This window comes from Salmonella sp. SAL00672 (assembly GCF_046552175.1).
GTDB lineage: Bacteria > Pseudomonadota > Gammaproteobacteria > Enterobacterales > Enterobacteriaceae > Salmonella > Salmonella enterica.
Genome location: NZ_JBGDUQ010000004.1, coordinates 316,934 through 337,546 on the forward strand (window position 1 = coordinate 316,934; position 20,613 = coordinate 337,546).

The following is a 20,613-nucleotide window of genomic DNA, read 5'->3' on the forward strand; positions in this document are numbered from 1 at the left end:
TAATAGCAAAGAAACGCGCTATTGGTAACATCGAAAAAACATTTTAGAGTGATATGTATAACATTATGGCGTTAAGCTACTCCGTCAACGTACACTGGGCGATAAAATGCCTTAATTGGCTTCACCGGCAATAATGAAAGAGCGATTCATGGAACAATTTGAATGTATCACTGTAGAAGAGGCGTATCAGAAACTGCACCAGGGCGCGGCGGTGCTGGTCGATATTCGCGATCCGCAAAGTTATGCCATGGGTCATGCGCCGCAGGCGTTTCACTTGACTAACGATACGCTGGGCGCGTTTATGCGTGAGCATGGTTTCGATACCGCCGTGATGGTAATGTGCTATCACGGCAACAGTAGTAAAGGCGCCGCGCAGTATCTGCTCCAGCAAGGCTATGATGCGGTTTACAGCATTGACGGCGGGTTTGAGGCCTGGCATCGCCGTTTCCCTGCCAATGTCGCGAATGGCGCGTAATCCCATAAAGATGCAGCCTCCGACGAGAAGGGTATATATACTGTCTTCTTTTGTATGGACTAAGCGACAGCAATAATGTTGATGATTACTTCCTTTGCGAATCCTCGCGTGGCGCAGGCATTTGTTGATTACATGGCCACCCAGGGCGTCATTCTTACTATTCAGCAACATAATCAAAGCGATATCTGGTTGGCAGATGAATCGCAGGCCGAACGTGTGCGGGTCGAGCTGGCGCGGTTTATAGAAAATCCCGGCGATCCGAGTTATCTGGCGGCTAGCTGGCAGTCCGGACAGACTAACAGCGGGCTACGCTACCGCCGTTTTCCCTTTCTCGCCACGCTGCGTGAACGAGCCGGCCCTGTTACCTGGATCGTGATGCTCGCCTGCGTGGTGGTCTATATCGCGATGAGTCTCATCGGCGATCAGACGGTGATGGTGTGGCTGGCGTGGCCGTTCGATCCGGTTTTAAAATTTGAAGTCTGGCGCTACTTCACCCATATCTTTATGCACTTCTCATTGATGCATATTCTTTTTAACCTGCTGTGGTGGTGGTATCTCGGCGGGGCGGTAGAGAAGCGCCTGGGCAGCGGTAAATTAATCGTCATTACGGTGATAAGCGCGCTGCTAAGCGGCTATGTACAGCAGAAATTTAGCGGCCCGTGGTTTGGCGGACTGTCTGGCGTCGTCTATGCGCTGATGGGGTACGTGTGGCTGCGCGGAGAGCGCGATCCGCAAAGCGGAATTTACCTCCAGCGCGGCTTAATTATTTTTGCATTATTGTGGATAGTCGCTGGTTGGTTTGACTGGTTTGGCATGTCTATGGCGAACGGCGCGCACATCGCCGGGCTTATCGTCGGTTTAGCGATGGCCTTTGTTGATACGCTGAATGCGCGAAAACGAACGTGAGGCGTATCCGGCCTGTGGTCGAGATATTTTTCCAGGCCGGGTAGGGCGAATGCCGCTATCCGGCGCAAGGTTGGTTACTTTCAGAGATTATTCATGAAACAAACACAACGGCATGACGCGATCATTGAACTGGTGAAAAAACAGGGGTACGTCAGTACGGAAGAGCTGGTGGAGCATTTTTCTGTCAGCCCGCAAACCATTCGTCGGGATCTTAACGATCTGGCGGAACAGAATATGATTTTGCGCCACCACGGCGGCGCGGCGTTGCCCTCCAGCTCGGTGAACACGCCGTGGCACGATCGTAAGGCGACGCAAACGGAAGAAAAAGAGCGCATCGCTCGCAAAGTCGCGGCCCAGATCCCCAATGGTTCAACGCTGTTTATTGATATCGGCACGACGCCGGAAGCCGTAGCGCACGCCCTGTTAGGGCACAGTAATTTGCGGATCGTGACCAACAATTTGAACGTAGCGAACACGCTAATGGCGAAAGAGGATTTTCGTATTATCCTCGCCGGCGGCGAACTCCGCAGCCGCGACGGCGGCATTATTGGCGAAGCGACGCAGGACTTTATCGCCCAGTTCCGTCTCGATTTCGGCATTCTCGGTATTAGCGGTATTGATAGCGACGGCTCATTGCTGGAATTTGACTACCATGAGGTACGCACCAAGCGCGCGATTATCGAAAATTCGCGCCACGTGATGCTGGTGGTGGATCACTCTAAATTTGGCCGTAACGCGATGGTAAACATGGGCAGCATTAGTATGGTCGATGCGGTCTACACCGATACCCTGCCGCCGCCGGGCGTGATGCAGGTGTTGACGGAGAACCATATTCAACTGGAGCTGTGTTAATTCTGTAAAACGTCCCACGTCAGCCCAAAACGCGCCAGGTACTTACGCAGCCGGTCAGCGTCATTCACCGTGGCTTTCCCCTGACGGGAAACGTTGAATAGCTGCCGCCCGGCGTCGGAAAGGGTTTTCGCCTGGCGGCAGACCGCAACGACGTTTTCCAGTTGCATACGGTCAAACAGATCCAGCGCCGTTGCGTCAATGCCCGGCAGTCCGTCGAGCGCGGAGGGGCGATGGTCATTCCAGCTATAGCGCAAACGCGCGATTTCATCGTCTACCGTTTCGACCGTGATTCGCCCGTTGTCCGCCAGCGTCGCCATGCGGGTGACGCTGGCGGAGAGTTCGCGGAAGTTACCGCGCCAGGCGGCCTGCGGCGAGGTGGCGAAGCTCAGCCAGGCGCGGCGCGCTTCGGTATTAAAACGCACGCTGTCGCCGGTTAGCGCCGCGTGGCGTTCCAGTTCGTAGTCAAGGTTTGGCTCAATATCTTCCTGGCGCTGACGCAGGCCCGGTAGTTCGAAGGTCCAGAGATTAATACGCGCGTACAGGTCTTCGCGGAATGTCCCCTCCGCCACCCGCTGGCGCAGGTCGCGCACCGTGCCGGCAATCAACTGGAAATCGCTGCTGACCTGCTGGTCGCTGCCGAAAGGGTAAAAGCGTTTTTCTTCAATGGCTTTCAGCAACATGGCCTGTTCATCCGCGCCCAGTTCTCCCACTTCGTCAAGAAACAACATGCCGCCGTCGGCGCTGCGCAGCAGCCCTGCACGCTCCTCTCTCGCGCCGGTAAACGCCCCCTTAACGTGGCCGAACAGCGCCGACATCGCCGTGTCGCCGCGCAGGGTGGCGCAGTTCACTTCGACAAACGGGCCGCTGAACTGGTGGCGGGCCAGTTTTAGTTCATAGATGCGACGGGCGAGAAACGACTTGCCCGCGCCGGTCGGGCCATTGAGCAGGATTGGCGAACGGGAGCGTATCGCGACGCGCTCAATTTGCTCAATCATCCGGTTGAAACACGGGTTGCGGGTTGCAATGCCGGACTTCAGGAAGTTGAGCGTCTCCTCCCGCTCCTGGGCGAAGCGGGTGGCGATGTCATTGTAGCGGCTGAGGTCGAGGTCAATAATCGTCACGTCGCCCGTGCTATGCGGTTTATCTTTTTTGCGCGGCGGCGAGGTCTGCGCTAATCGCGCCGGAAGATAGCGCGCCTCCGCCAGCAGGAACCAGCAGATCTGCGCGACGTGGGTGCCGGTGGTGATGTGAATCAGATAGTCTTCATCTTCGGGATGAAAAGTATGGCTGCGGGCGAAATCGTGCAGGCAGGCGTAAACCTCTTCGAAGTCCCACGGGTTGCGGATCGCGATTTCTACGCCGACGACGTCCGTTTCCGGCGAGACGCTGGCGATATCCTTCTTTAATCCTTCAAACAGCGAGCGAGAGCGGGCATCGTACAGCAGTTCCAGGCGGTGAACGACCAGCGTCTCCTGCTGGCACAGACACAAAGTAGGGCGCCATTTTTCCCAACGCTGACTGCCGCGTCCTGCATAGTCGAGCACCGTGCCGACAAAACCAAAGGCCACCGTTTTTCGCATCTTAGATTTCCTTCTAAAAGACGAGATAATTTTATCGCTTTTTAATGGCTGCCGTGCAGGCATTTTTCTTTCATCTGAATACCAAAGAAATAAATTTTTTAAAAATCAATAAATTATAAAATAATTTATTTTCTGGCACGCTGGTTGCAATAACTCTGGCATGGAGAATAACGGAAATGGGAAAAACAAATGGCTAATCCACTTTTGTTCCGTTCGCTGTTAAGGGACGCGCCGCTGGCCAACGCCAGCAATCAGCAAGGCGCAGCGGCCTTTGCCTTCACCCCGCGCCATAAACTGGCGCAAATGGTGATGACCGGCTGCATGAACGAGACTTTTTATGCCAGCGGCCAGGCGCAGCTAAATGATGTTCTGGCGACGGCGAAAGATCTCGACGATCTGTTTTTAGCGCAACTGGCGATTTATGGCCGCGAACGCGGGATGATGAAGGATATGCCCGCGCTGTTGACCGCCATTCTGGCGGCGCGTGGTTCGGCGCTGCTGCCGGTAGTATTTGCGCGAGCGATCAACAATGGCCGGATGCTGCGTAACTTTGTGCAAATGTTACGCAGCGGCGTGACCGGACGGCGCTCGCTGGGGACGCGGCCAAAGAAGCTGGTGCAGCGTTGGTTGCAGAACGCCAGCGAAGAGCGTTTATTGCAGGCATCGGTGGGCAATGCGCCGTCGCTGGCGGATATCGTCAAAATGGTGCACCCACGGCCGCAGGCGGCATGGCAGGAAGCCTTCTTCGCCTGGCTGATTGGTAAGCCGTGCGATAAGGCGCAGCTGCCGGAAAAAACGCGCGCGCTGCTGGCGTTTCGTGAAGGCAACATGGGCGCGGCCTTACCCGATGTGCCGTTTTTACTGCTGACCAACGCGCCGCTGAGCCGCGAACAATGGGCGCAACTGGCGCAGCGGATGAGTTGGCAAACGCTGCGCATGAATTTGAATACGCTGGCGCGTCATGACGTGTTTGAGAATGCAACGCTTGCCGCCAGCGTGGCGCAGCGGCTGGCGGACAGGGCGCAGGTGCGCCAGTCCTGGGTCTATCCTTATCAGTTGCTGTCGGCGTGGAGCAATCTGCAAAGCAGCGTGCCGCAGGTTATTCGCGAGGCTTTAGTGCAGGCGATGGAGTACGCGCTGGAGAACATTCCGCCGTTTCACGGCAATGTGGTGGTCTGCCCGGACGTGTCGGGGTCGATGAAGTCGTCGATAACCGGCTATCGCAAGGGGGCGACCAGTAAGATCCGCTGCGTGGACGTTGCCGGGCTGATCGCCGCCGCCGTGCTGCGTAATCATCCGCAGGCCCGCGTGCTGCCGTTTGAATGCGATGTGGTCGACGTGCAGCTTGATGCGCGCCAGTCGGTTATGCACAACGCGCAAAAGCTGGCGGCGGTTGGCGGCGGCGGCACCAACTGCTCCGCGCCGCTGCGTAGGTTGTTGAACGAGCGGGCGCGGGTGGATCTGGTGATTATGGTGTCGGATAACGAATCGTGGGTTGATAAGTCTCGCCATGGCTCAACGGCCACCATGGAATGCTGGATCGAACTGAAAAAGCGCAACCCGCAGGCGCGCCTGGTGTGTATCGATCTGCTGCCTTACGGTACCACCCAGGCGGCGGAACGAAGCGATATTTTGAACGTCGGCGGCTTCAGCGACGAGGTGTTTACGGTGATAGATAACTTTGTTAACGGTCGCTATGGCAGCGCGCACTGGCTGGAAGAGATTGAAGCCGTGACGCTGTAAAGAGTATTCAGCGCGGCGCGAATGCTGGCCGGGATTACATCTTTCCCGATGCGTATCATCCCGGCTATGAATTTGTCGTGCAACGCTGAAGGCACGAATGCTGGTGGATCTACACCTTGTATGGCCAGACGCAGGTTCGAACCCTGCCGGGGCTTAGCCCTGTAGCTCAACGGTAGAGCGGGTGATTCACCTTAACTTGTCGTGCCACCCTATTTTGGCGAATGCCTGTGGATCTACATTTGTTGCGGGTTCGAGACCCGTCAGAGCCCGGCTCTGTAGCTCAATGGTAGAGCGGTGTATTCACATAAACTTGTCGCCACCCTAATGATTAAAATGAGAAAAAATGATGAATTACGAATTGATGACCACCCAGAATGCACCGGTAAAAATGTGGACCAAAGGCGTACCGGTAGAAGACGATGCCCGTCAGCAACTGATTAATACGGCGAAAATGCCGTTTATTTTCAAACATATTGCCGTTATGCCGGATGTGCATTTGGGGAAAGGATCGACCATCGGTAGCGTGATCCCGACGAAAGGGGCGATTATTCCGGCGGCGGTGGGCGTGGATATCGGTTGTGGAATGAACGCGCTGCGTACCAGCTTAACGGCGGCCGATCTGCCGGAAAATCTGGCGGAGCTGCGTAGCGCCATAGAGGCCGCTGTGCCTCACGGGCGTACCACCGGACGCGGGCGTCGCGATGTGGGCGCATGGGGAAACCCGCCCGCCAACGTTGATGAAAAATGGGCGCAGCTGGAAGCGGGATATCAGTGGTTAACGCAAAAATATCCGCGCTTTTTGAATACCAATAGCTATAAGCACCTGGGAACGTTGGGAACCGGTAACCACTTTATTGAGATCTGTCTGGATGAAACCGATCGGGTATGGATCATGCTGCACTCCGGTTCGCGCGGGATCGGTAACGCCATCGGCACCTATTTTATCGGCCTGGCGCAGCAAGAAATGCAGGAGCAGTTAGAAACGCTGCCGTCCCGCGATCTGGCGTATTTTAATGAAGGAAGCGAATATTTTGATGATTATCTGAAAGCGGTACACTGGGCGCAGCAATTCGCCAGCCTGAACCGCGAGGCGATGATGGAAAACGCGCTGGCGGCGCTCCAGCGCTGCGTGGAAAAACCGATCGCCCTCGATATGGACGAGATCAACTGCCACCATAACTATGTGCAAAAAGAGCAGCACTTTGGCGAAGAGATCTATGTGACGCGTAAAGGGGCGGTTTCGGCGTGGCGCGGTGAGTTCGGTATCATTCCCGGTTCGATGGGGGCGAAAAGCTTTATCGTGCGCGGGCTGGGTAACGAAGAGTCGTTCTGTTCGTGCAGCCACGGCGCCGGACGTGTGATGAGCCGAACGAAAGCGAAGAAACTGTTTAGCGTTGACGATCAGATTCGCGCCACCGCGCATGTCGAATGCCGTAAAGATGCGGACGTGATCGACGAGATCCCAATGGCGTATAAAGACATTGATGCGGTGATGGCGGCGCAGTCTGACCTGGTGGAAATCATGTACACCCTGCGGCAGGTGGTGTGCGTTAAAGGATAGAAAATGGCAAGGATTATCGCGCTGGATGGCGCACAGGGAGAGGGCGGCGGGCAGATTTTGCGCTCGGCGCTGAGTTTATCAATGATAACCGGCCAGCCGTTTGAAATGAGCGGCATCCGCGCCGGGCGCGCCAAACCGGGGCTGCTACGCCAGCATTTAACGGCAGTGCGGGCGGCGACGGAAATCTGCGGCGCGCAGGTGAACGGCGACGAACTGGGCTCGCAACAGTTGCGTTTTACGCCGGGGCCGATTCGCGGCGGCGAGTACCGTTTCGCGATTGGCAGCGCGGGCAGTTGTATGCTGGTGCTGCAAACCGTCCTGCCCGCGCTGTGGTTTGCTGACGGTTCATCCCGCGTGGAGGTTCACGGCGGGACGCATAATCAGGCCGCGCCCAGCGCCGATTTTATTTGCCGCGTCTGGGAGCCGCTGTTGGCGAGGATGGGCATCAGCCAGCGTACCACGCTGATAAAACACGGCTTTTATCCGGCAGGCGGCGGCGCGGCGGCGACGGTCGTCGAACCGGCAACGTCTTTACGCGGGCTAACGCTGATATCGCGCGGCGAGACGCTGCGCACCACCGCTGAAGCTTTGCTGGCGGCGGTTCCTTACCACGTTGGCGAACGTGAAGTCGCAACGCTGGAAGCCCACTTCCCGCAGGCGGAGAAAAACGTCGTTGCGCTGGAAGGCGGCTGCGGGCCGGGCAACGCGCTGTCGCTGATGATTCAAAGCGAACAACTGACCGAACTGTTCGCCGCGTTCGGCGTTAAAGGCACCAGCGCGGAAGCGGTAGCTAACCAGGTTGCGCATGAAGCGCGGCGCTATCTCGCAAGCCCGGCGGCGGTGGGAGAGCATCTGGCCGACCAGCTGATTTTACCGCTGGCGCTGGCGGGCGAAGGCGCGTTTACCGTGGCGCGGGCCTCCGCTCACTTGCTTACCAATATTGCGGTGGTGGAACGGTTTTTGCCGGTCAGATTTTCCTGTGAAGCAACCGAAAGTGGCTATCTTGTCCGGGTAAGCGACTAAGTCATCTTTACGAGCATTGCAAGGCAAACATCCAGGCCCGGTTTGTATGTGTGTCTCAGTTGAGCCACAATTTGAACTGTATAGATACACAGTGCAGGAGACTAATCGATGGCTGCAAATGCGCTTGTTCGTGCCCGTATCGACGAAACGCTGAAGAATCAGGCGGCAGATGTCCTGGCTGAAATGGGGTTAACCATTTCTGATTTGATACGGATTACACTGACTAAAGTTGCGCGTGAAAAGGCATTGCCTTTTGATTTGCGGATACCCAATGAGTTAACGTCCCGAACGATAGAAAATAGCGAAGCTGGCGTTGACATTCATAAAGCCAAAGATGCTGATGATTTGTTTGACCAGTTAGGGATCTGACTATGGGGCAAAGGGAAATTGAATATTCGGGACAGTTCCAGAAAGATGTAAAACGGGCACAAAAGCGTCATAAGGATGTCGGCAAACTTAAAACACTTATGACGCTTCTGATTCACCACCATTTTCCCCTTCCTGCCATTTATAAAGATCACCCGTTACAAGGTTCATATAGCGGATACCGGGATGCCCATATTGGGCCTGACTGGATTCTTATTGATAAGATAACGGATGAATGCCTGCGATTTGAACGAACAGGAACGCATGCCGATTTATTTTAAAAGCGCCGTTTTTGCCCATATGTTAACCGGTGCTTTCAGGTTTTATGATTAAACAAATTTACACACCAGGACGTTGCCTGTTTTGCCTCAAACCCCGTACCCCATCATCTTCAGCAACTGCTGCGCGTGCTGTACCGCGTCCTGACGGTGCGCGACGCCGAGTTTCTGGTAGAGGTTGCGGATATGCGTCTTAATGGTGGTCGCGGCCACCGCCAGTTCGCCGGCAATCTGTTCGTTGCTGTAACCGGAATAGATAAGCCCTAACACCTGCCATTCACGCTGGGTGAGCGGGCTGGTGCGAATAAGCTCCGGGACATCCGGATGGTTAAGCAGGCGCTCGACGAAGCCTTCGTCAAAATGGGCGAATTTATGCCGGTGATGTTGGTTAATCTCTCGCAGGATGCGCTGCGCGCGATGCTGCTCCATCTCCGGCAGCGTATTGAGCTGGATAAGCTGACGCAATTGTTGCGCCATGGCTTCGCCTTCAATCACAAAATGGCTGATAAATCCGGTGCGGTTGGCGAGCTGTAAGGCATCAAGCAATACGCGCTGGGCGTCGTTTTTCCGCCCGGATTGCCAGTAAAGCTGATTGAGTAACAGCAGATTGCGGTTTAAATCGCTCATTAAGCGCAGGCTACGGGCATTCTCATTTAACTCTTCCAGCACGATTTCCGCAGGCTCGAATTCGCCCAGCAGGATCTGCGCGCGGGCGATATTCCGCCATTGTCCTTGCAGAAAATGGTTATTGGCAAACGCCGGTTTGGGCGTATGACGTAACCAGTTGGCGGCGGATTTCTTGTCGCCGGTTAACTGCCAGTAAATGACACGCACTTTATCGGCGTTAGAGATCCAGTCGCAGTGATAACGACCATTGCCTAATAAATTTTCCAGTCGGTTAAGCTGACTACGGGCATTATCCAGATCGCCGCGCGCCAGCGAGCACTGCACCAGTAACGTCAGGCACTGCAACTGTTGTTGCGGCTGGAAGGTGGACAGCACAGCGATACCGCTGCGCGCCGAGGCTTCCGCTTCGTCAAGGCGCGCCCACGCCCACAGCAATTGCGCGCGGATACGTACCAGAAACTCATGCATCGGCAGTTGTTCCAGATGTTGCTCTTTGATCAACTGGAAGGCTCTCTCCTGCGTTTCCCATGCGGCCTGCAGGAATCCCTGGGCGAACTGAATTTCGCTTTGTTGAATTAAGCTCCACAGCGCGTAATGCCAGACGTCATGATGGCGCGCCATTTGTTCGGTTTGCTGCATCAGCGATAAAGACTGGCTGAGATCGCCTTTACAGTGCAGCACTTCGCCGTGAACGGAGGTCGCGACAATACGGCTATAAAACCAGGCGAGAGGAAGCTCATCCAGCGCCAGTTTCGCCAGCCGCTCTGCCTCTTCCGGATTGCCGTCGTTGATGGCGACCTGGGCGCGCAGCGCGTTAAATTCAGCATGCAGTGTGCCGTCCATGACCCCTTTGATCTCTTGCTCGGCGCGCGCCAGCAGCGTATTCACTTCGCTGTAGCGGTGTTGGCTTTGCATCAGCCAGGCCTGTAACAACACCAGCCGCGGATTTTCCAGCAGGCTTTCCCACGGCAGCGCTTTTAATGACTCTTCCAGCAGCGCCAGTTCACTGTGATTAAACAGCCCCCACGCATGGTTAAGCAGGATATCGCGCAGCATTTGCGCGTCACCCGCCGCCAGCGCATGATGTATAGCTTCGCTGGGAAAACCTTGTTCCATCCAGCTTTCCGCGGCCGCACGGTGGATCTCCGGCAGTTCCGCCGCCAGTTCCCACTGGCAACGCTGGCGCAGAAAGCTACCAAACAACGGGTGATAGCTGAACCATTCGCCCGTGTCGTCCATGCGTTGCAGGAATAACCCCTGGCGCTCAATCTCCTCCAGCCGCATCTGGCCGTTTTCTTCGCCGGTCACGCGCACAATCAACGCGTCATTCATTGAGCGTAAGATCGCGCTTTTAAGTAAAAAATGTCGGGTGCTGACATCCACGTTATCCAGTACTTCGTCCACCAGATAATCAGAAAGGTGGCTGGCATTAATCCCGGCAAGACGGCGGGCGGAGTGATGCGCAGAGGTATGGTTCTGGCGCGCGGAGAGGGCGATCAACTGTAGCGCAGTGGCCCAACCGGCCACATCGTCGCACATACGACTGCTCTCAGCGGCTTCAATGGGCGACGAAAGGCGACGGTCAAAAAATTGCTTTGCTTCCTGATGGTTAAAAGCTAACTGCTGGCTGCCGATTTCCAACAGCTGATCGCGCACGCGCAGATTAGCGATGCCCAGTTGCGGCAAATTACGCGATAACACCACCAGGGTGAAATTTTCCGGCTGATGCCGTAAGAAAAAGCGCATCGCGTCGTGAATCACCGGATTGGTAATCAAATGGTAGTCGTCAATCACCAGATAAAGCGGGCGATGCCACTGCGCCAGTTCAATAAAGAGCTGTGCGAAGAGGGACGTCAGGCTGGCATACTGACGTTTTTGCGCCATCGCTTCGCTGGTAGAGCAGTGTCCGCCAGTGGCCTGTTGGATAGCGGCAATTAAGTAACTGGCGAATCGCTCTTGCTGGTTATCGCCTTCGTCGAGAGAGTACCAGCCTAATTCATTTTTGCCCGCCGCCCACTGTGAGACAAGCGTGGTTTTCCCATAGCCAGCAGGACTGGTTACCAGGGCGAGCCTGAAATTGTTCGCGCCGGAAAGTTTAGCCAACAGCCGCTCACGAACCACGGTATGGTCGAGACGAACCGGACGACTTAATTTAGACGGAATCAACATAGCAATCACTTCACTGTGGGAAATGGGGGGAACTGCGATTTTTTTTGCGCTTCGTAATTAATAGATATAAGGTCGGCCAGAAAGCATTTTAATGCAAGCTAAGCAGACTTTTTATGTGTCTGAATTTGCACTCTGTCACAATTCTAAATAACGGTATTAAAAAAGTATTCGGCGCGGTTGAAACGAGCGTCAGAGCTGGGCTGAGGTCATATTTCCGTTATTGTAAATAATGTCCTGGACAGGATGCGGATTTAACACAATGGCGATACCAGGCGTTTAATTAATTATGTTAAGTTAGTGAACCTCCCGCTGCTGAATATTTCAGGTAAGAAACTATTTCGGCGTTCATATAATCTTCGAAAATACCCCTTCGCGATTTACTGTTATTTCTGTTTATTCATTTGATTATGCGTAACACTGGGTGTCGTTGACAGGAATCGGCGCGTTTATACAGGGGTAAGTGGCGGCGATCACACTTTTATGCTCATCCCCGCTCCTCCTCCCTCCCTAATCATTGCCGGGAGGAGGAAGGTCAACATCGAGCCTGGCAAACTAGCGATAACGTTGTTTTATTACCCGAGGACGGATTTCCTATGTCACAGCCAACCTTCAATAAAGATCAATTCCAGGCCGCCCTGACGCGTCAGTGGCAGCGTTTCGGTTTACTGTCAGCGTCTGACATGACGCCTCGTCAGTGGTGGCAGGCCGTTAGCGGCGCGCTGGCGGAATTACTGAGCGCGCAACCGGTAGCGCAGCCGACGAAAGGCCAGCGTCATGTGAACTACATTTCGATGGAATTTTTGATTGGCCGCCTGACGGGAAATAACCTGTTAAATCTGGGATGGTACCAGGACGTTAGCGATGTACTGAAAGCGCACGATATTAATCTGACCGATCTGCTGGAAGAGGAAGTCGATCCGGCGCTCGGCAACGGTGGTCTGGGACGTCTGGCCGCCTGCTTCCTCGATTCGATGGCCACCGTCGGGCAGTCCGCTACGGGCTATGGTCTGAACTACCAGTATGGGCTGTTCCGTCAGTCATTTGTTGAGGGCAAGCAGATGGAAGCGCCGGATGACTGGCATCGCGGCAGCTATCCGTGGTTCCGCCACAACGAGGCGCTGGACGTCCAGGTTGGGATCGGCGGTAAAGTCACCAAAGAAGGGCGCTGGGAGCCAGGTTTTGTGATTACAGGCCAGGCCTGGGATCTGCCGGTGTTAGGCTATCGTAACGGCGTCGCGCAACCGCTGCGTTTGTGGCAGGCGACCCACGCGCATCCGTTTGATCTGACCAAATTCAACGACGGCGCTTTCCTGCGGGCGGAACAGCAGGGTATCGATGCGGAAAAACTGACGAAGGTGCTTTATCCCAACGATAACCACACGGCGGGCAAAAAACTGCGCCTGATGCAGCAATACTTCCAGTGCGCCTGCTCGGTAGCGGATATTCTGCGTCGCCATCATCTGGCCGGACGCAAACTGCATGAGCTGGCGGATTACGAGGTCATTCAGTTGAACGATACTCACCCGACCATCGCCATTCCGGAACTGCTGCGCGTGCTGATTGACGAGCACCAGCTGAGCTGGGATGACGCCTGGGCTATCACCAGCAAAACCTTCGCCTACACCAACCACACCCTGATGCCGGAAGCGCTGGAGTGCTGGGACGAGAGGTTAATCAAAGCGCTGTTGCCGCGTCATATGCAGATTATCAAGCAGATTAACGATCGCTTTAAGACGCTGGTCGATAAGACCTGGCCTGGCGATAAGCAGGTATGGGCAAAACTGGCGGTGGTGCACGACCGTCAGGTACGCATGGCCAATATGTGCGTGGTCAGCGGCTTTGCGGTCAACGGTGTGGCGGCGCTGCACTCCGATCTGGTGGTGAAAGATCTGTTCCCGGAATATCACCAGCTTTGGCCGAACAAATTCCACAATGTCACCAACGGCATTACGCCGCGTCGCTGGATCAAACAGTGCAATCCGCAGCTTGCGGCGTTGCTGGATAAAACGCTGAAAAAAGAGTGGGCTAACGATCTCGACCAGTTGATCAACCTCGAAAAATACGCTGACGACGCCAAATTCCGTCAGCAATATCGCGACATCAAACGGGCGAACAAAGAGCGCCTGGTGAAATTTATCCAGGCCCGTACCGGGATTGAGATTTCGAGCCATGCGATTTTTGATATTCAAATCAAACGTCTGCACGAGTACAAGCGTCAGCATCTGAATCTGTTGCATATTCTGGCGCTGTACAAAGAGATCCGCGAAAACCCGCAGGCCGACCGCGTACCGCGCGTATTCCTGTTTGGCGCGAAGGCGGCGCCGGGCTATTACCTGGCGAAGAACATCATTTTTGCTATCAATAAGGTTGCGGAAGCCATTAATAACGACCCGGCGGTGGGTGATAAGCTGAAGGTGGTTTTCCTGCCGGATTACTGCGTCTCGGCGGCGGAAATGCTCATTCCGGCGGCGGATATTTCCGAGCAAATTTCTACCGCCGGGAAAGAGGCGTCCGGCACCGGCAACATGAAACTGGCGCTGAACGGGGCGTTGACTGTGGGAACGCTGGACGGCGCTAACGTTGAAATCGCTGAGAAGGTGGGTGAAGAGAATATCTTTATCTTTGGCCATACTGTGGAAGAGGTCAAGGCGCTCAAAGCCAAAGGCTACGATCCGGTGAAATGGCGTAAAAAAGACAAAGTGCTGGATGCGGTGCTAAAAGAGCTGGAAAGCGGTCAATACAGCGATGGCGATAAACATGCCTTTGACCAGATGCTGCATAGCCTCGGCAAACAGGGGGGCGATCCGTACCTGGTCATGGCGGACTTCGCCGCTTATGTCGAGGCGCAAAAGCAGGTGGATGCGCTGTATCGCGACCAGGAAGCGTGGACGCGCGCCGCGATCCTCAATACCGCGCGCTGCGGTATGTTCAGTTCCGATCGCTCTATTCGCGATTATCAGGCCCGTATCTGGCAGGCAAAACGCTAAGGGAGCGCGATGGAAAATAAACGTCTCGATAGTGCCGCGCTGGCGGCGGGGATCAGCCCCAGTTACATCAATGCTCATGGCAAACCGCAGTCTATTGGCGCTGAAACCAAGAGACGTTTGCTGGCGGCGATGCACGGCACGACAACAGGACCACAGGCGGTCGTGCCGAATGTGAAGGTTTATACCGCGGGTAAAAAAATGGCGTTGCCGGTAGAGGGGCGCGGTGAGTTTTCCTGGCTGCTGACTACGGAAGAGGGCGAGCATTACAAAGGGCGCGTGACGGGCGGTAAAAAACTTAACCTGCCGGCTACGTTGCCGGAGGGCTACCACACCCTGACGTTGACCCAGGATGAACAGCGTACGCACTGCCGTATTATCGTCGCCCCGCCGCGATGCTATGAGCCGCAGGCGCTGCTGGAAGGGAAAAAACTGTGGGGGGCCTGCGTCCAGCTTTATACTCTGCGTTCAGAAAAAAACTGGGGTATTGGCGATTTCGGCGATTTGAAGTCGATGCTGGTCGACGTGGCGACACGCGGCGGCGCGTTTATCGGCCTGAATCCGATCCACGCGCTTTATCCGGCGAATCCGGAGAGCGCCAGTCCCTACAGCCCCTCGTCTCGTCGCTGGCTGAACGTGATATATATCGACGTCAACGCCGTCGAAGATTTCCGCCTGAGCGAAGAGGCGCAGGCATGGTGGCAAATGCCCGCCACACAGCAAAAGCTGCGACAGGCGCGCGATGCGCAATGGGTGGATTACGCTACCGTTACCGCGCTGAAAATCACGGCGCTGCGGATGGCGTGGACGCGCTTTGCCGCTCGCGACGATGCGCAAATGGCGGAGTTTCGTCACTTTATCGCCCGCGAAGGCGAAAGCCTTTACTGGCAGGCGGCATTCGACGCGCTGCATGCGTATCAGGTAAAAGAGGATGAGCAGCGCTGGGGCTGGCCAGCCTGGCCGGAGGCGTACCAGTCGGTAGAGTCTCCCGCTGTAAAACAATTCTGTGAAGCGCACCGCGAAGAGGTGGAGTTTTATCTCTGGCTTCAGTGGCTGGCCTGGCGCCAATTCGCCGCCTGCTGGGATACCTGCCAGAGTTTTAAACTACCGATTGGTCTGTACCGCGATCTGGCGGTTGGCGTAGCGGAAGGCGGCGCGGAAACCTGGTGCGACCGGGAGCTGTACTGCCTGAAAGCATCTGTCGGCGCGCCGCCGGATATCCTCGGCCCGCTCGGTCAGAACTGGGGGCTGCCGCCGATGGACCCGCATATCATTGTCGCCCGGGCGTATGAGCCCTTTATCGACCTGCTGCGCGCCAATATGCAAAACTGCGGCGCGTTGCGCATTGACCATGTCATGTCGTTGCTGCGCCTGTGGTGGATACCGTATGGCGAAACAGCGGATCAGGGGGCTTACGTCCATTATCCGGTAGATGATTTGCTTTCTATTCTGGCGCTGGAGAGCCAACGTCACCGCTGTATGGTGATAGGCGAAGATCTGGGGACGGTGCCAGTTGAGATTGTCGGCAAGCTGCGCGATAGCGGGGTCTATTCTTATAAAGTGCTGTGGTTTGAAAATGACCTTGAGAAAAACTTCCGCGCGCCGGGCGCATATCCGCAACAATCGATGGCTGTCGCCTCGACGCACGATCTCCCCACGCTGCGCGGCTATTGGGAATGCGGTGACCTGACGTTGGGTAAAGCTTTGGGGCTTTATCCGGATGAAGTGATTCTGCGCGGGCTGTATGAGGATCGCGAGCGGGCGAAACAGGGGCTATTGGACGCGCTGCATAAATATGGCTGTCTGCCAAAACGCGCCGGGCATAAGGCATCGTTAATGTCGATGACGCCAACGCTAAATCGCGGACTTCAGCGCTATATCGCCGACAGTAACAGCGGTCTGTTGGGGCTTCAGCCGGAGGACTGGCTGGATATGGCCGATCCGGTTAACGTACCGGGCACCAGCGATCAGTATAAAAACTGGCGGCGGAAGCTCACCGCCACGCTGGAGCAGATGTTTGCCGATGAGGGCGTAAACAAGCTGATTAAGGATTTGGATAAGCGCCGAAAAGCGGCCGCGAAGAAGAAGTAATAAAGCCGGGGATTTCCCCGGCTTTATGATGGTGAGAGCACGTAGGTCTGATAAGCGCAGCGCCATCAGGCAATCCTGGCGCACATTGCTGCCTTATCCGGCCTACAAGCCGCCTCGCTTAAACCACCATACCCAACAGCAGACAGCCGATCAGGCCGCAGACGGAGATGATCGTTTCCAGCATCGACCAGGATTTAATGGTCTCGCCGATAGTCAAATTGAAATACTCTTTGAACAGCCAGAAGCCCGGGTCGTTGACGTGAGAGAAAATCACGCTCCCGGAACCGACTGCGATAACCATCAGTTCAGGGCTAACGCCGGTAGTGGCGATCAGCGGCGCCGCAATGCCGCCTGCGGTAATCGCCGCGACAGTCGCGGAGCCCAGCGCGATACGCAGCACCGCCGCGATAGACCACGCCATCAACAGCGGAGAGATATTGGTTTCATGCATCATTGAAGCGATGTATTTATCCACGCCGCTATCGACCAGCACCTGCTTGAACGCGCCGCCGCCGCCGATGATCAGCAGCATCATGGCGATAATTTTGATGGAAGAGACCAGCGTATCGTTAATCTGATCCATGGAACGCCCGCGGTTCAGGCCAAAGGTGAACATCGCAATCAGTACGGCAATTAACGTAGCCATTACCGGGTCGCCCAGGAACTCGGCAACGGGCAGGAAAGCGTGGCCTTTTGGCAGAATCATCTCGGCAATCGCACGCATCGCCATCAGAATAACCGGAACCAGCGACGTCCAGACGCTGACGCCAAAGCCCGGCATCTCTTCTTCCGTAAAAGTTTTCGCGCTGTACAGGCCTTCCGGGATCGGCTTATCGATGCCTTTCAGGAAACGGGCGTAAACCGGTCCGGCAAGGATCACGGTCGGGATCGCCAGAATCGTACCAAACAGCAGCGTCTTACCCATATCGGCATGGAAAATCGTGGCGATTGCGGTTGGACCCGGGTGCGGCGGCAGGAAGCCGTGTGTGACGGAGAGCGCCGCGGCCATCGGCACGCCGACGTACAGTAACGGGATATTCGCCGCTGCGGCAATGGTGAATACCAGCGGCAGCATCAGAACGAAGCCCACTTCATAGAACAGAGCGAAGCCGACGGTAAAGCCGGTTAACACTACGGCCCACTGAATATGCTTTTTACCAAATTTCGCGATCAGGGTAGTGGCGATACGTTGAGCGCCGCCGCAGTCGGCAAGCATTTTGCCCAGCATGGCGCCGAACCCCATAATCAGGGCTAGACTGCCAAGCGTACCACCGACACCGGCTTTGATGGAGCCGATGACTTTATCCAGCGGCATTCCCTGCATCAACCCGACAGCGAGCGCTACCAGGACAAGGGCGATAAATCCGTTCATTTTGAAGCGGATCATCAGAAGAAGTAACAAGATAACACCGATAGCAACGATGACTAATGGCATGATTTACCTGGCCTTTACTTTGTTATGGGTAACGTCATTGTTTCGACGACAAATTCCTGTTGTTCCCGACGGGAACAGAGTCGCAATAGCACCAATACTGATTACCGTTGAAACGAATGAGCGTAGTCAGATGTTATATGGATGTTAGGTGCCCATAAGAATGATACGGGTAACATATGGGTGTTGAAAATGACCCTGGCAGGCAAAATTTAAATTATGAGACACAGGTCATGTTATCGGCGAAAGAAGAAGGGCCATTGTTATGAGATGTGGTTGATAGCGCCGGATGGCGGCGTAGACGCCTTATTCGGCCTACGGTGGGGCAGACAAGGCCCGACAGGCGCAAGCACCATCGGGCATGGATGCGGGGAAAATCTTAGTAGTATGAGTGCTCGCCGCGCTGGTGTTCGGTCAGATCGCGAACGCCTTTCAGTTCCGGGAATTCATTCAGCAACTGTTTCTCGATCCCTTCTTTCAGCGTGACGTCAACCATCGAGCAACCGTTACAACCGCCGCCAAACTGCAGAATTGCATAGCCTTCATCGGTAATTTCCATCAGCGAGACGCGACCGCCGTGGCCCGCCAACTGCGGGTTAATCTGCGATTGCAGAGCATATTCCACGCGCTCCATCAGCGGCGCGTCATCGGCCACTTTGCGCATCTTCGCGTTTGGCGCTTTCAATGTGAGTTGAGAACCTAGCTGGTCGGTCACGAAATCAATTTCCGCGTCTTCCAGATAGGGCGCGCTCAGCTCGTCGACATAAGCGGTCAACAGGTCAAATTTCAGTGCAGTATCGGTGGCTTCTACGGCGTCGGGCGGACAATAAGAAACACCGCACTCTGCGTTAGGAGTGCCGGGATTAATGACAAATACGCGGATTTGCGTCCCTTCTTCCTGATTTGCCAGCAGTTTGGCAAAGTGCGCTTGTGCAGCATCGGAAATACGGATCATAGTAATGGCCTAATAGTTGACTATTTTAGTTGGTTATAATACGCCCATCATCGAGGCTCTACAAGGTTCGACACAGGCACCATACCTGGACAGTCGCTGCGCCGTTGCGCAAAAGCAGTTGCGCGATTTCCGCGACGGTACTTCCGGTAGTGACGACATCATCCACAATAACCATATGGAGACCCTGTACCGGCAATTCAAGGCGAAACGCGTTTTTCAAATTGCGTTTACGTAACCTGGCGCTGAGATGATGTTGTGTTGCGGTCGCCCGTACCCGCGTGATGGTCTGGCTGTCCCATGCGCAGCCAAGCCAGCGCGCTAACGGTTGACATAACAGATCGCTTTGGTTAAATCCCCGCCGCCAGTGTCGGCGCGACCAGAGCGGAACGCTGACGATTCTGTCGGGAAGCTGCAAGCCGGTGCTGCGGCGCGCCATGAGGACTTCCTGCAACAGTAGACGCGCCAGTGCGGCGGCAATTTCGCTGCGGCGGGTAAATTTAAGCTGATGCACCAGTAAACTCAAGGGCGGTGTATAGTCACTGACGCTCACCAGACGCTGCCAGGGCGGAGGTTTTTGCAGGCAGCGACCGCAGGGGAGCGAAGGATGCGCGGCAGGTAATCCGCATTGCGGACACAGGCTGACGCGCTGACGAACAGCGCGCGCGCATACGGAACAAATCCCCCAGTGGCTTAACGCCAGCGGCATTCGGCATAGCCAGCATAATCCCGGTACTGTTAGCATAGGTGCATCCTTGTTAGACAAAAGAGAACAGTAACTGATGAATGACATCTGGTGGCAGACCTACGGCGAGGGAAATTGTCATCTTGTGCTGCTGCACGGATGGGGATTGAACGCGGAGGTATGGCATTGCATTCGCGAGGAACTCGGCTCGCATTTTACGCTGCATCTGGTCGACTTGCCGGGCTATGGTCGCAGCTCGGGGTTTGGCGCCATGACGCTTGAAGAGATGACGGCGCAGGTAGCGAAAAACGCGCCGGACCAGGCTATCTGGCTTGGCTGGAGCCTGGGTGGCCTGGTGGCGAGTCAGATGGCGCTCACCCACCCTGAACGCGTCCAGGCGCTGGTGACTGTCGCCTCTTCGCCATGCTTTAGCGCGCGTGAGGGGTGGCCGGGAATAAAACCAGAAATCCTCGGCGGATTCCAGCAGCAGCTTAGCGACGATTTTCAGCGCACGGTGGAGCGTTTTCTGGCGCTGCAAACGTTAGGGACGGAGACGGCGCGTCAGGATGCCCGCACCTTAAAAAGCGTGGTGCTGGCGCAGCCTATGCCGGATGTAGAGGTGCTCAATGGCGGACTGGAAATCTTAAAAACGGTCGATCTACGAGAAGCGCTTAAAAATGTGAACATGCCGTTTTTGCGTTTGTATGGTTATCTGGACGGTCTGGTGCCGCGTAAAATCGTGCCTTTGCTCGATACGTTATGGCCGCACAGTACATCACAGATAATGGCGAAGGCGGCCCATGCGCCGTTTATCTCGCATCCGGCGGCGTTTTGTCAGGCGCTGATGACGCTAAAATCATCGCTGTAACCAGGGCGTTGCCGGGCCCGG

At 55.5% G+C, this 20,613-nt stretch carries 16 protein-coding genes; 11 read left to right on the forward strand and 5 right to left on the reverse strand.

All coding sequences use genetic code 11. The features are described 5' to 3' along the window. The first annotated feature begins 148 nt into the window (after nt 1-148). From glpE to ACLJTG_RS14025, 3 genes are all read left to right on the forward strand, one after another. Nucleotides 149-475 (forward strand): thiosulfate sulfurtransferase GlpE, encoded by a 327-nt coding sequence (glpE, locus tag ACLJTG_RS14015; protein WP_000434524.1) that lies wholly within the window; start codon nt 149-151, stop codon nt 473-475. Between the two features lie 75 nt (nt 476-550). Continuing rightward, on the forward strand, nt 551-1,381 hold the full coding sequence (glpG, locus tag ACLJTG_RS14020) for a rhomboid family intramembrane serine protease GlpG (RefSeq protein WP_198898237.1): 831 nt from the start codon (nt 551-553) through the stop codon (nt 1,379-1,381). A gap of 93 nt (nt 1,382-1,474) precedes the next feature. Next, nucleotides 1,475-2,233 (forward strand): DeoR/GlpR family transcriptional regulator, encoded by a 759-nt coding sequence (locus ACLJTG_RS14025; protein ID WP_000815085.1) that lies wholly within the window; start codon nt 1,475-1,477, stop codon nt 2,231-2,233. On the opposite strand, the gene rtcR is transcribed toward ACLJTG_RS14025, so the two are convergent. Beyond that, nucleotides 2,230-3,813: an RNA repair transcriptional activator RtcR gene (gene rtcR / locus ACLJTG_RS14030; RefSeq protein ID WP_001659351.1), complete on the reverse strand. Its 1,584-nt coding sequence runs from the start codon at nt 3,811-3,813 to the stop codon at nt 2,230-2,232. The genes ACLJTG_RS14025 and rtcR overlap by 4 nt on opposite strands. Nucleotides 3,814-4,002: 189 nt before the next feature. Here rtcR and ACLJTG_RS14035 point away from each other — a divergent pair, with 189 nt between their 5' ends. From ACLJTG_RS14035 to ACLJTG_RS14055, 5 genes are all read left to right on the forward strand, one after another. Next, on the forward strand, nt 4,003-5,556 hold the full coding sequence (locus tag ACLJTG_RS14035) for a vWA domain-containing protein (protein ID WP_079951241.1): 1,554 nt from the start codon (nt 4,003-4,005) through the stop codon (nt 5,554-5,556). A 346-nt stretch (nt 5,557-5,902) separates the two neighbouring features. After that, nucleotides 5,903-7,117, forward strand: a complete 1,215-nt coding sequence (rtcB, locus tag ACLJTG_RS14040) for an RNA-splicing ligase RtcB (protein ID WP_139761598.1) — start codon at nt 5,903-5,905, stop codon at nt 7,115-7,117. A gap of 3 nt (nt 7,118-7,120) precedes the next feature. Then, a complete protein-coding gene (gene rtcA / locus ACLJTG_RS14045) occupies nt 7,121-8,140 on the forward strand; it encodes an RNA 3'-terminal phosphate cyclase (RefSeq protein ID WP_023238362.1) in 1,020 nt (339 codons plus the stop codon). Between the two features lie 108 nt (nt 8,141-8,248). Then, a complete protein-coding gene (locus tag ACLJTG_RS14050; RefSeq protein ID WP_000729714.1) occupies nt 8,249-8,509 on the forward strand; it encodes a type II toxin-antitoxin system RelB/DinJ family antitoxin in 261 nt (86 codons plus the stop codon). Nucleotides 8,510-8,511: 2 nt separating this feature from the next. Beyond that, nucleotides 8,512-8,787 (forward strand): type II toxin-antitoxin system YafQ family toxin, encoded by a 276-nt coding sequence (locus tag ACLJTG_RS14055; RefSeq protein WP_079951243.1) that lies wholly within the window; start codon nt 8,512-8,514, stop codon nt 8,785-8,787. An 87-nt stretch (nt 8,788-8,874) separates the two neighbouring features. Here the strand turns inward: ACLJTG_RS14055 and malT are convergent, their stop codons facing one another. Continuing rightward, on the reverse strand, nt 8,875-11,580 hold the full coding sequence (malT, locus tag ACLJTG_RS14060; protein ID WP_000907030.1) for an HTH-type transcriptional regulator MalT: 2,706 nt from the start codon (nt 11,578-11,580) through the stop codon (nt 8,875-8,877). A gap of 593 nt (nt 11,581-12,173) precedes the next feature. Between malT and malP the strand changes: the two genes are divergently transcribed. Next, nucleotides 12,174-14,567, forward strand: coding sequence for a maltodextrin phosphorylase (malP, locus tag ACLJTG_RS14065; RefSeq protein ID WP_023181718.1), 2,394 nt, complete (start codon nt 12,174-12,176; stop codon nt 14,565-14,567). 9 nt (nt 14,568-14,576) lie between these two features. Next, a complete protein-coding gene (malQ, locus tag ACLJTG_RS14070) occupies nt 14,577-16,655 on the forward strand; it encodes a 4-alpha-glucanotransferase (protein WP_000428728.1) in 2,079 nt (692 codons plus the stop codon). Nucleotides 16,656-16,773: 118 nt separating this feature from the next. On the opposite strand, the gene gntT is transcribed toward malQ, so the two are convergent. The 3 genes from gntT to gntX form a co-directional block, all read right to left on the reverse strand. Next, nucleotides 16,774-18,090 (reverse strand): gluconate transporter, encoded by a 1,317-nt coding sequence (gene gntT / locus ACLJTG_RS14075; protein WP_023228826.1) that lies wholly within the window; start codon nt 18,088-18,090, stop codon nt 16,774-16,776. A 376-nt stretch (nt 18,091-18,466) separates the two neighbouring features. Next, nucleotides 18,467-19,042: a Fe-S biogenesis protein NfuA gene (gene nfuA, locus ACLJTG_RS14080; protein ID WP_000619387.1), complete on the reverse strand. Its 576-nt coding sequence runs from the start codon at nt 19,040-19,042 to the stop codon at nt 18,467-18,469. Nucleotides 19,043-19,100: 58 nt separating this feature from the next. Beyond that, on the reverse strand, nt 19,101-19,784 hold the full coding sequence (gene gntX / locus ACLJTG_RS14085) for a DNA utilization protein GntX (protein WP_000958733.1): 684 nt from the start codon (nt 19,782-19,784) through the stop codon (nt 19,101-19,103). Nucleotides 19,785-19,821: 37 nt separating this feature from the next. On the opposite strand from gntX, the gene bioH reads away from it, so the two are divergent. Continuing rightward, the gene (gene bioH / locus ACLJTG_RS14090) at nt 19,822-20,592 is read left to right on the forward strand and encodes a pimeloyl-ACP methyl ester esterase BioH (RefSeq protein ID WP_000998146.1); all 771 of its coding nucleotides are present in this window, start codon (nt 19,822-19,824) and stop codon (nt 20,590-20,592) included. Nucleotides 20,593-20,613: the final 21 nt, after the last annotated feature.

What these genes read in the sequence shown, in the direction of transcription:
- rtcR (WP_001659351.1), bottom strand. Translation starts at nt 3,813, where the DNA reads ATGCGAAAAACGGTGGCCTTTGGTTTTGTCGGCACGGTGCTCGACTAT.
- ACLJTG_RS14035 (WP_079951241.1), top strand. Translation starts at nt 4,003, where the DNA reads ATGGCTAATCCACTTTTGTTCCGTTCGCTGTTAAGGGACGCGCCGCTG.
- glpE (WP_000434524.1), top strand. Translation starts at nt 149, where the DNA reads ATGGAACAATTTGAATGTATCACTGTAGAAGAGGCGTATCAGAAACTG.
- gntT (WP_023228826.1), bottom strand. Translation starts at nt 18,090, where the DNA reads ATGCCATTAGTCATCGTTGCTATCGGTGTTATCTTGTTACTTCTTCTG.
- bioH (WP_000998146.1), top strand. Translation starts at nt 19,822, where the DNA reads ATGAATGACATCTGGTGGCAGACCTACGGCGAGGGAAATTGTCATCTT.
- rtcB (WP_139761598.1), top strand. Translation starts at nt 5,903, where the DNA reads ATGAATTACGAATTGATGACCACCCAGAATGCACCGGTAAAAATGTGG.
- malT (WP_000907030.1), bottom strand. Translation starts at nt 11,580, where the DNA reads ATGTTGATTCCGTCTAAATTAAGTCGTCCGGTTCGTCTCGACCATACC.
- ACLJTG_RS14050 (WP_000729714.1), top strand. Translation starts at nt 8,249, where the DNA reads ATGGCTGCAAATGCGCTTGTTCGTGCCCGTATCGACGAAACGCTGAAG.
- malQ (WP_000428728.1), top strand. Translation starts at nt 14,577, where the DNA reads ATGGAAAATAAACGTCTCGATAGTGCCGCGCTGGCGGCGGGGATCAGC.
- gntX (WP_000958733.1), bottom strand. Translation starts at nt 19,784, where the DNA reads ATGCTAACAGTACCGGGATTATGCTGGCTATGCCGAATGCCGCTGGCG.
- malP (WP_023181718.1), top strand. Translation starts at nt 12,174, where the DNA reads ATGTCACAGCCAACCTTCAATAAAGATCAATTCCAGGCCGCCCTGACG.
- ACLJTG_RS14055 (WP_079951243.1), top strand. Translation starts at nt 8,512, where the DNA reads ATGGGGCAAAGGGAAATTGAATATTCGGGACAGTTCCAGAAAGATGTA.
- nfuA (WP_000619387.1), bottom strand. Translation starts at nt 19,042, where the DNA reads ATGATCCGTATTTCCGATGCTGCACAAGCGCACTTTGCCAAACTGCTG.
- glpG (WP_198898237.1), top strand. Translation starts at nt 551, where the DNA reads ATGTTGATGATTACTTCCTTTGCGAATCCTCGCGTGGCGCAGGCATTT.
- ACLJTG_RS14025 (WP_000815085.1), top strand. Translation starts at nt 1,475, where the DNA reads ATGAAACAAACACAACGGCATGACGCGATCATTGAACTGGTGAAAAAA.
- rtcA (WP_023238362.1), top strand. Translation starts at nt 7,121, where the DNA reads ATGGCAAGGATTATCGCGCTGGATGGCGCACAGGGAGAGGGCGGCGGG.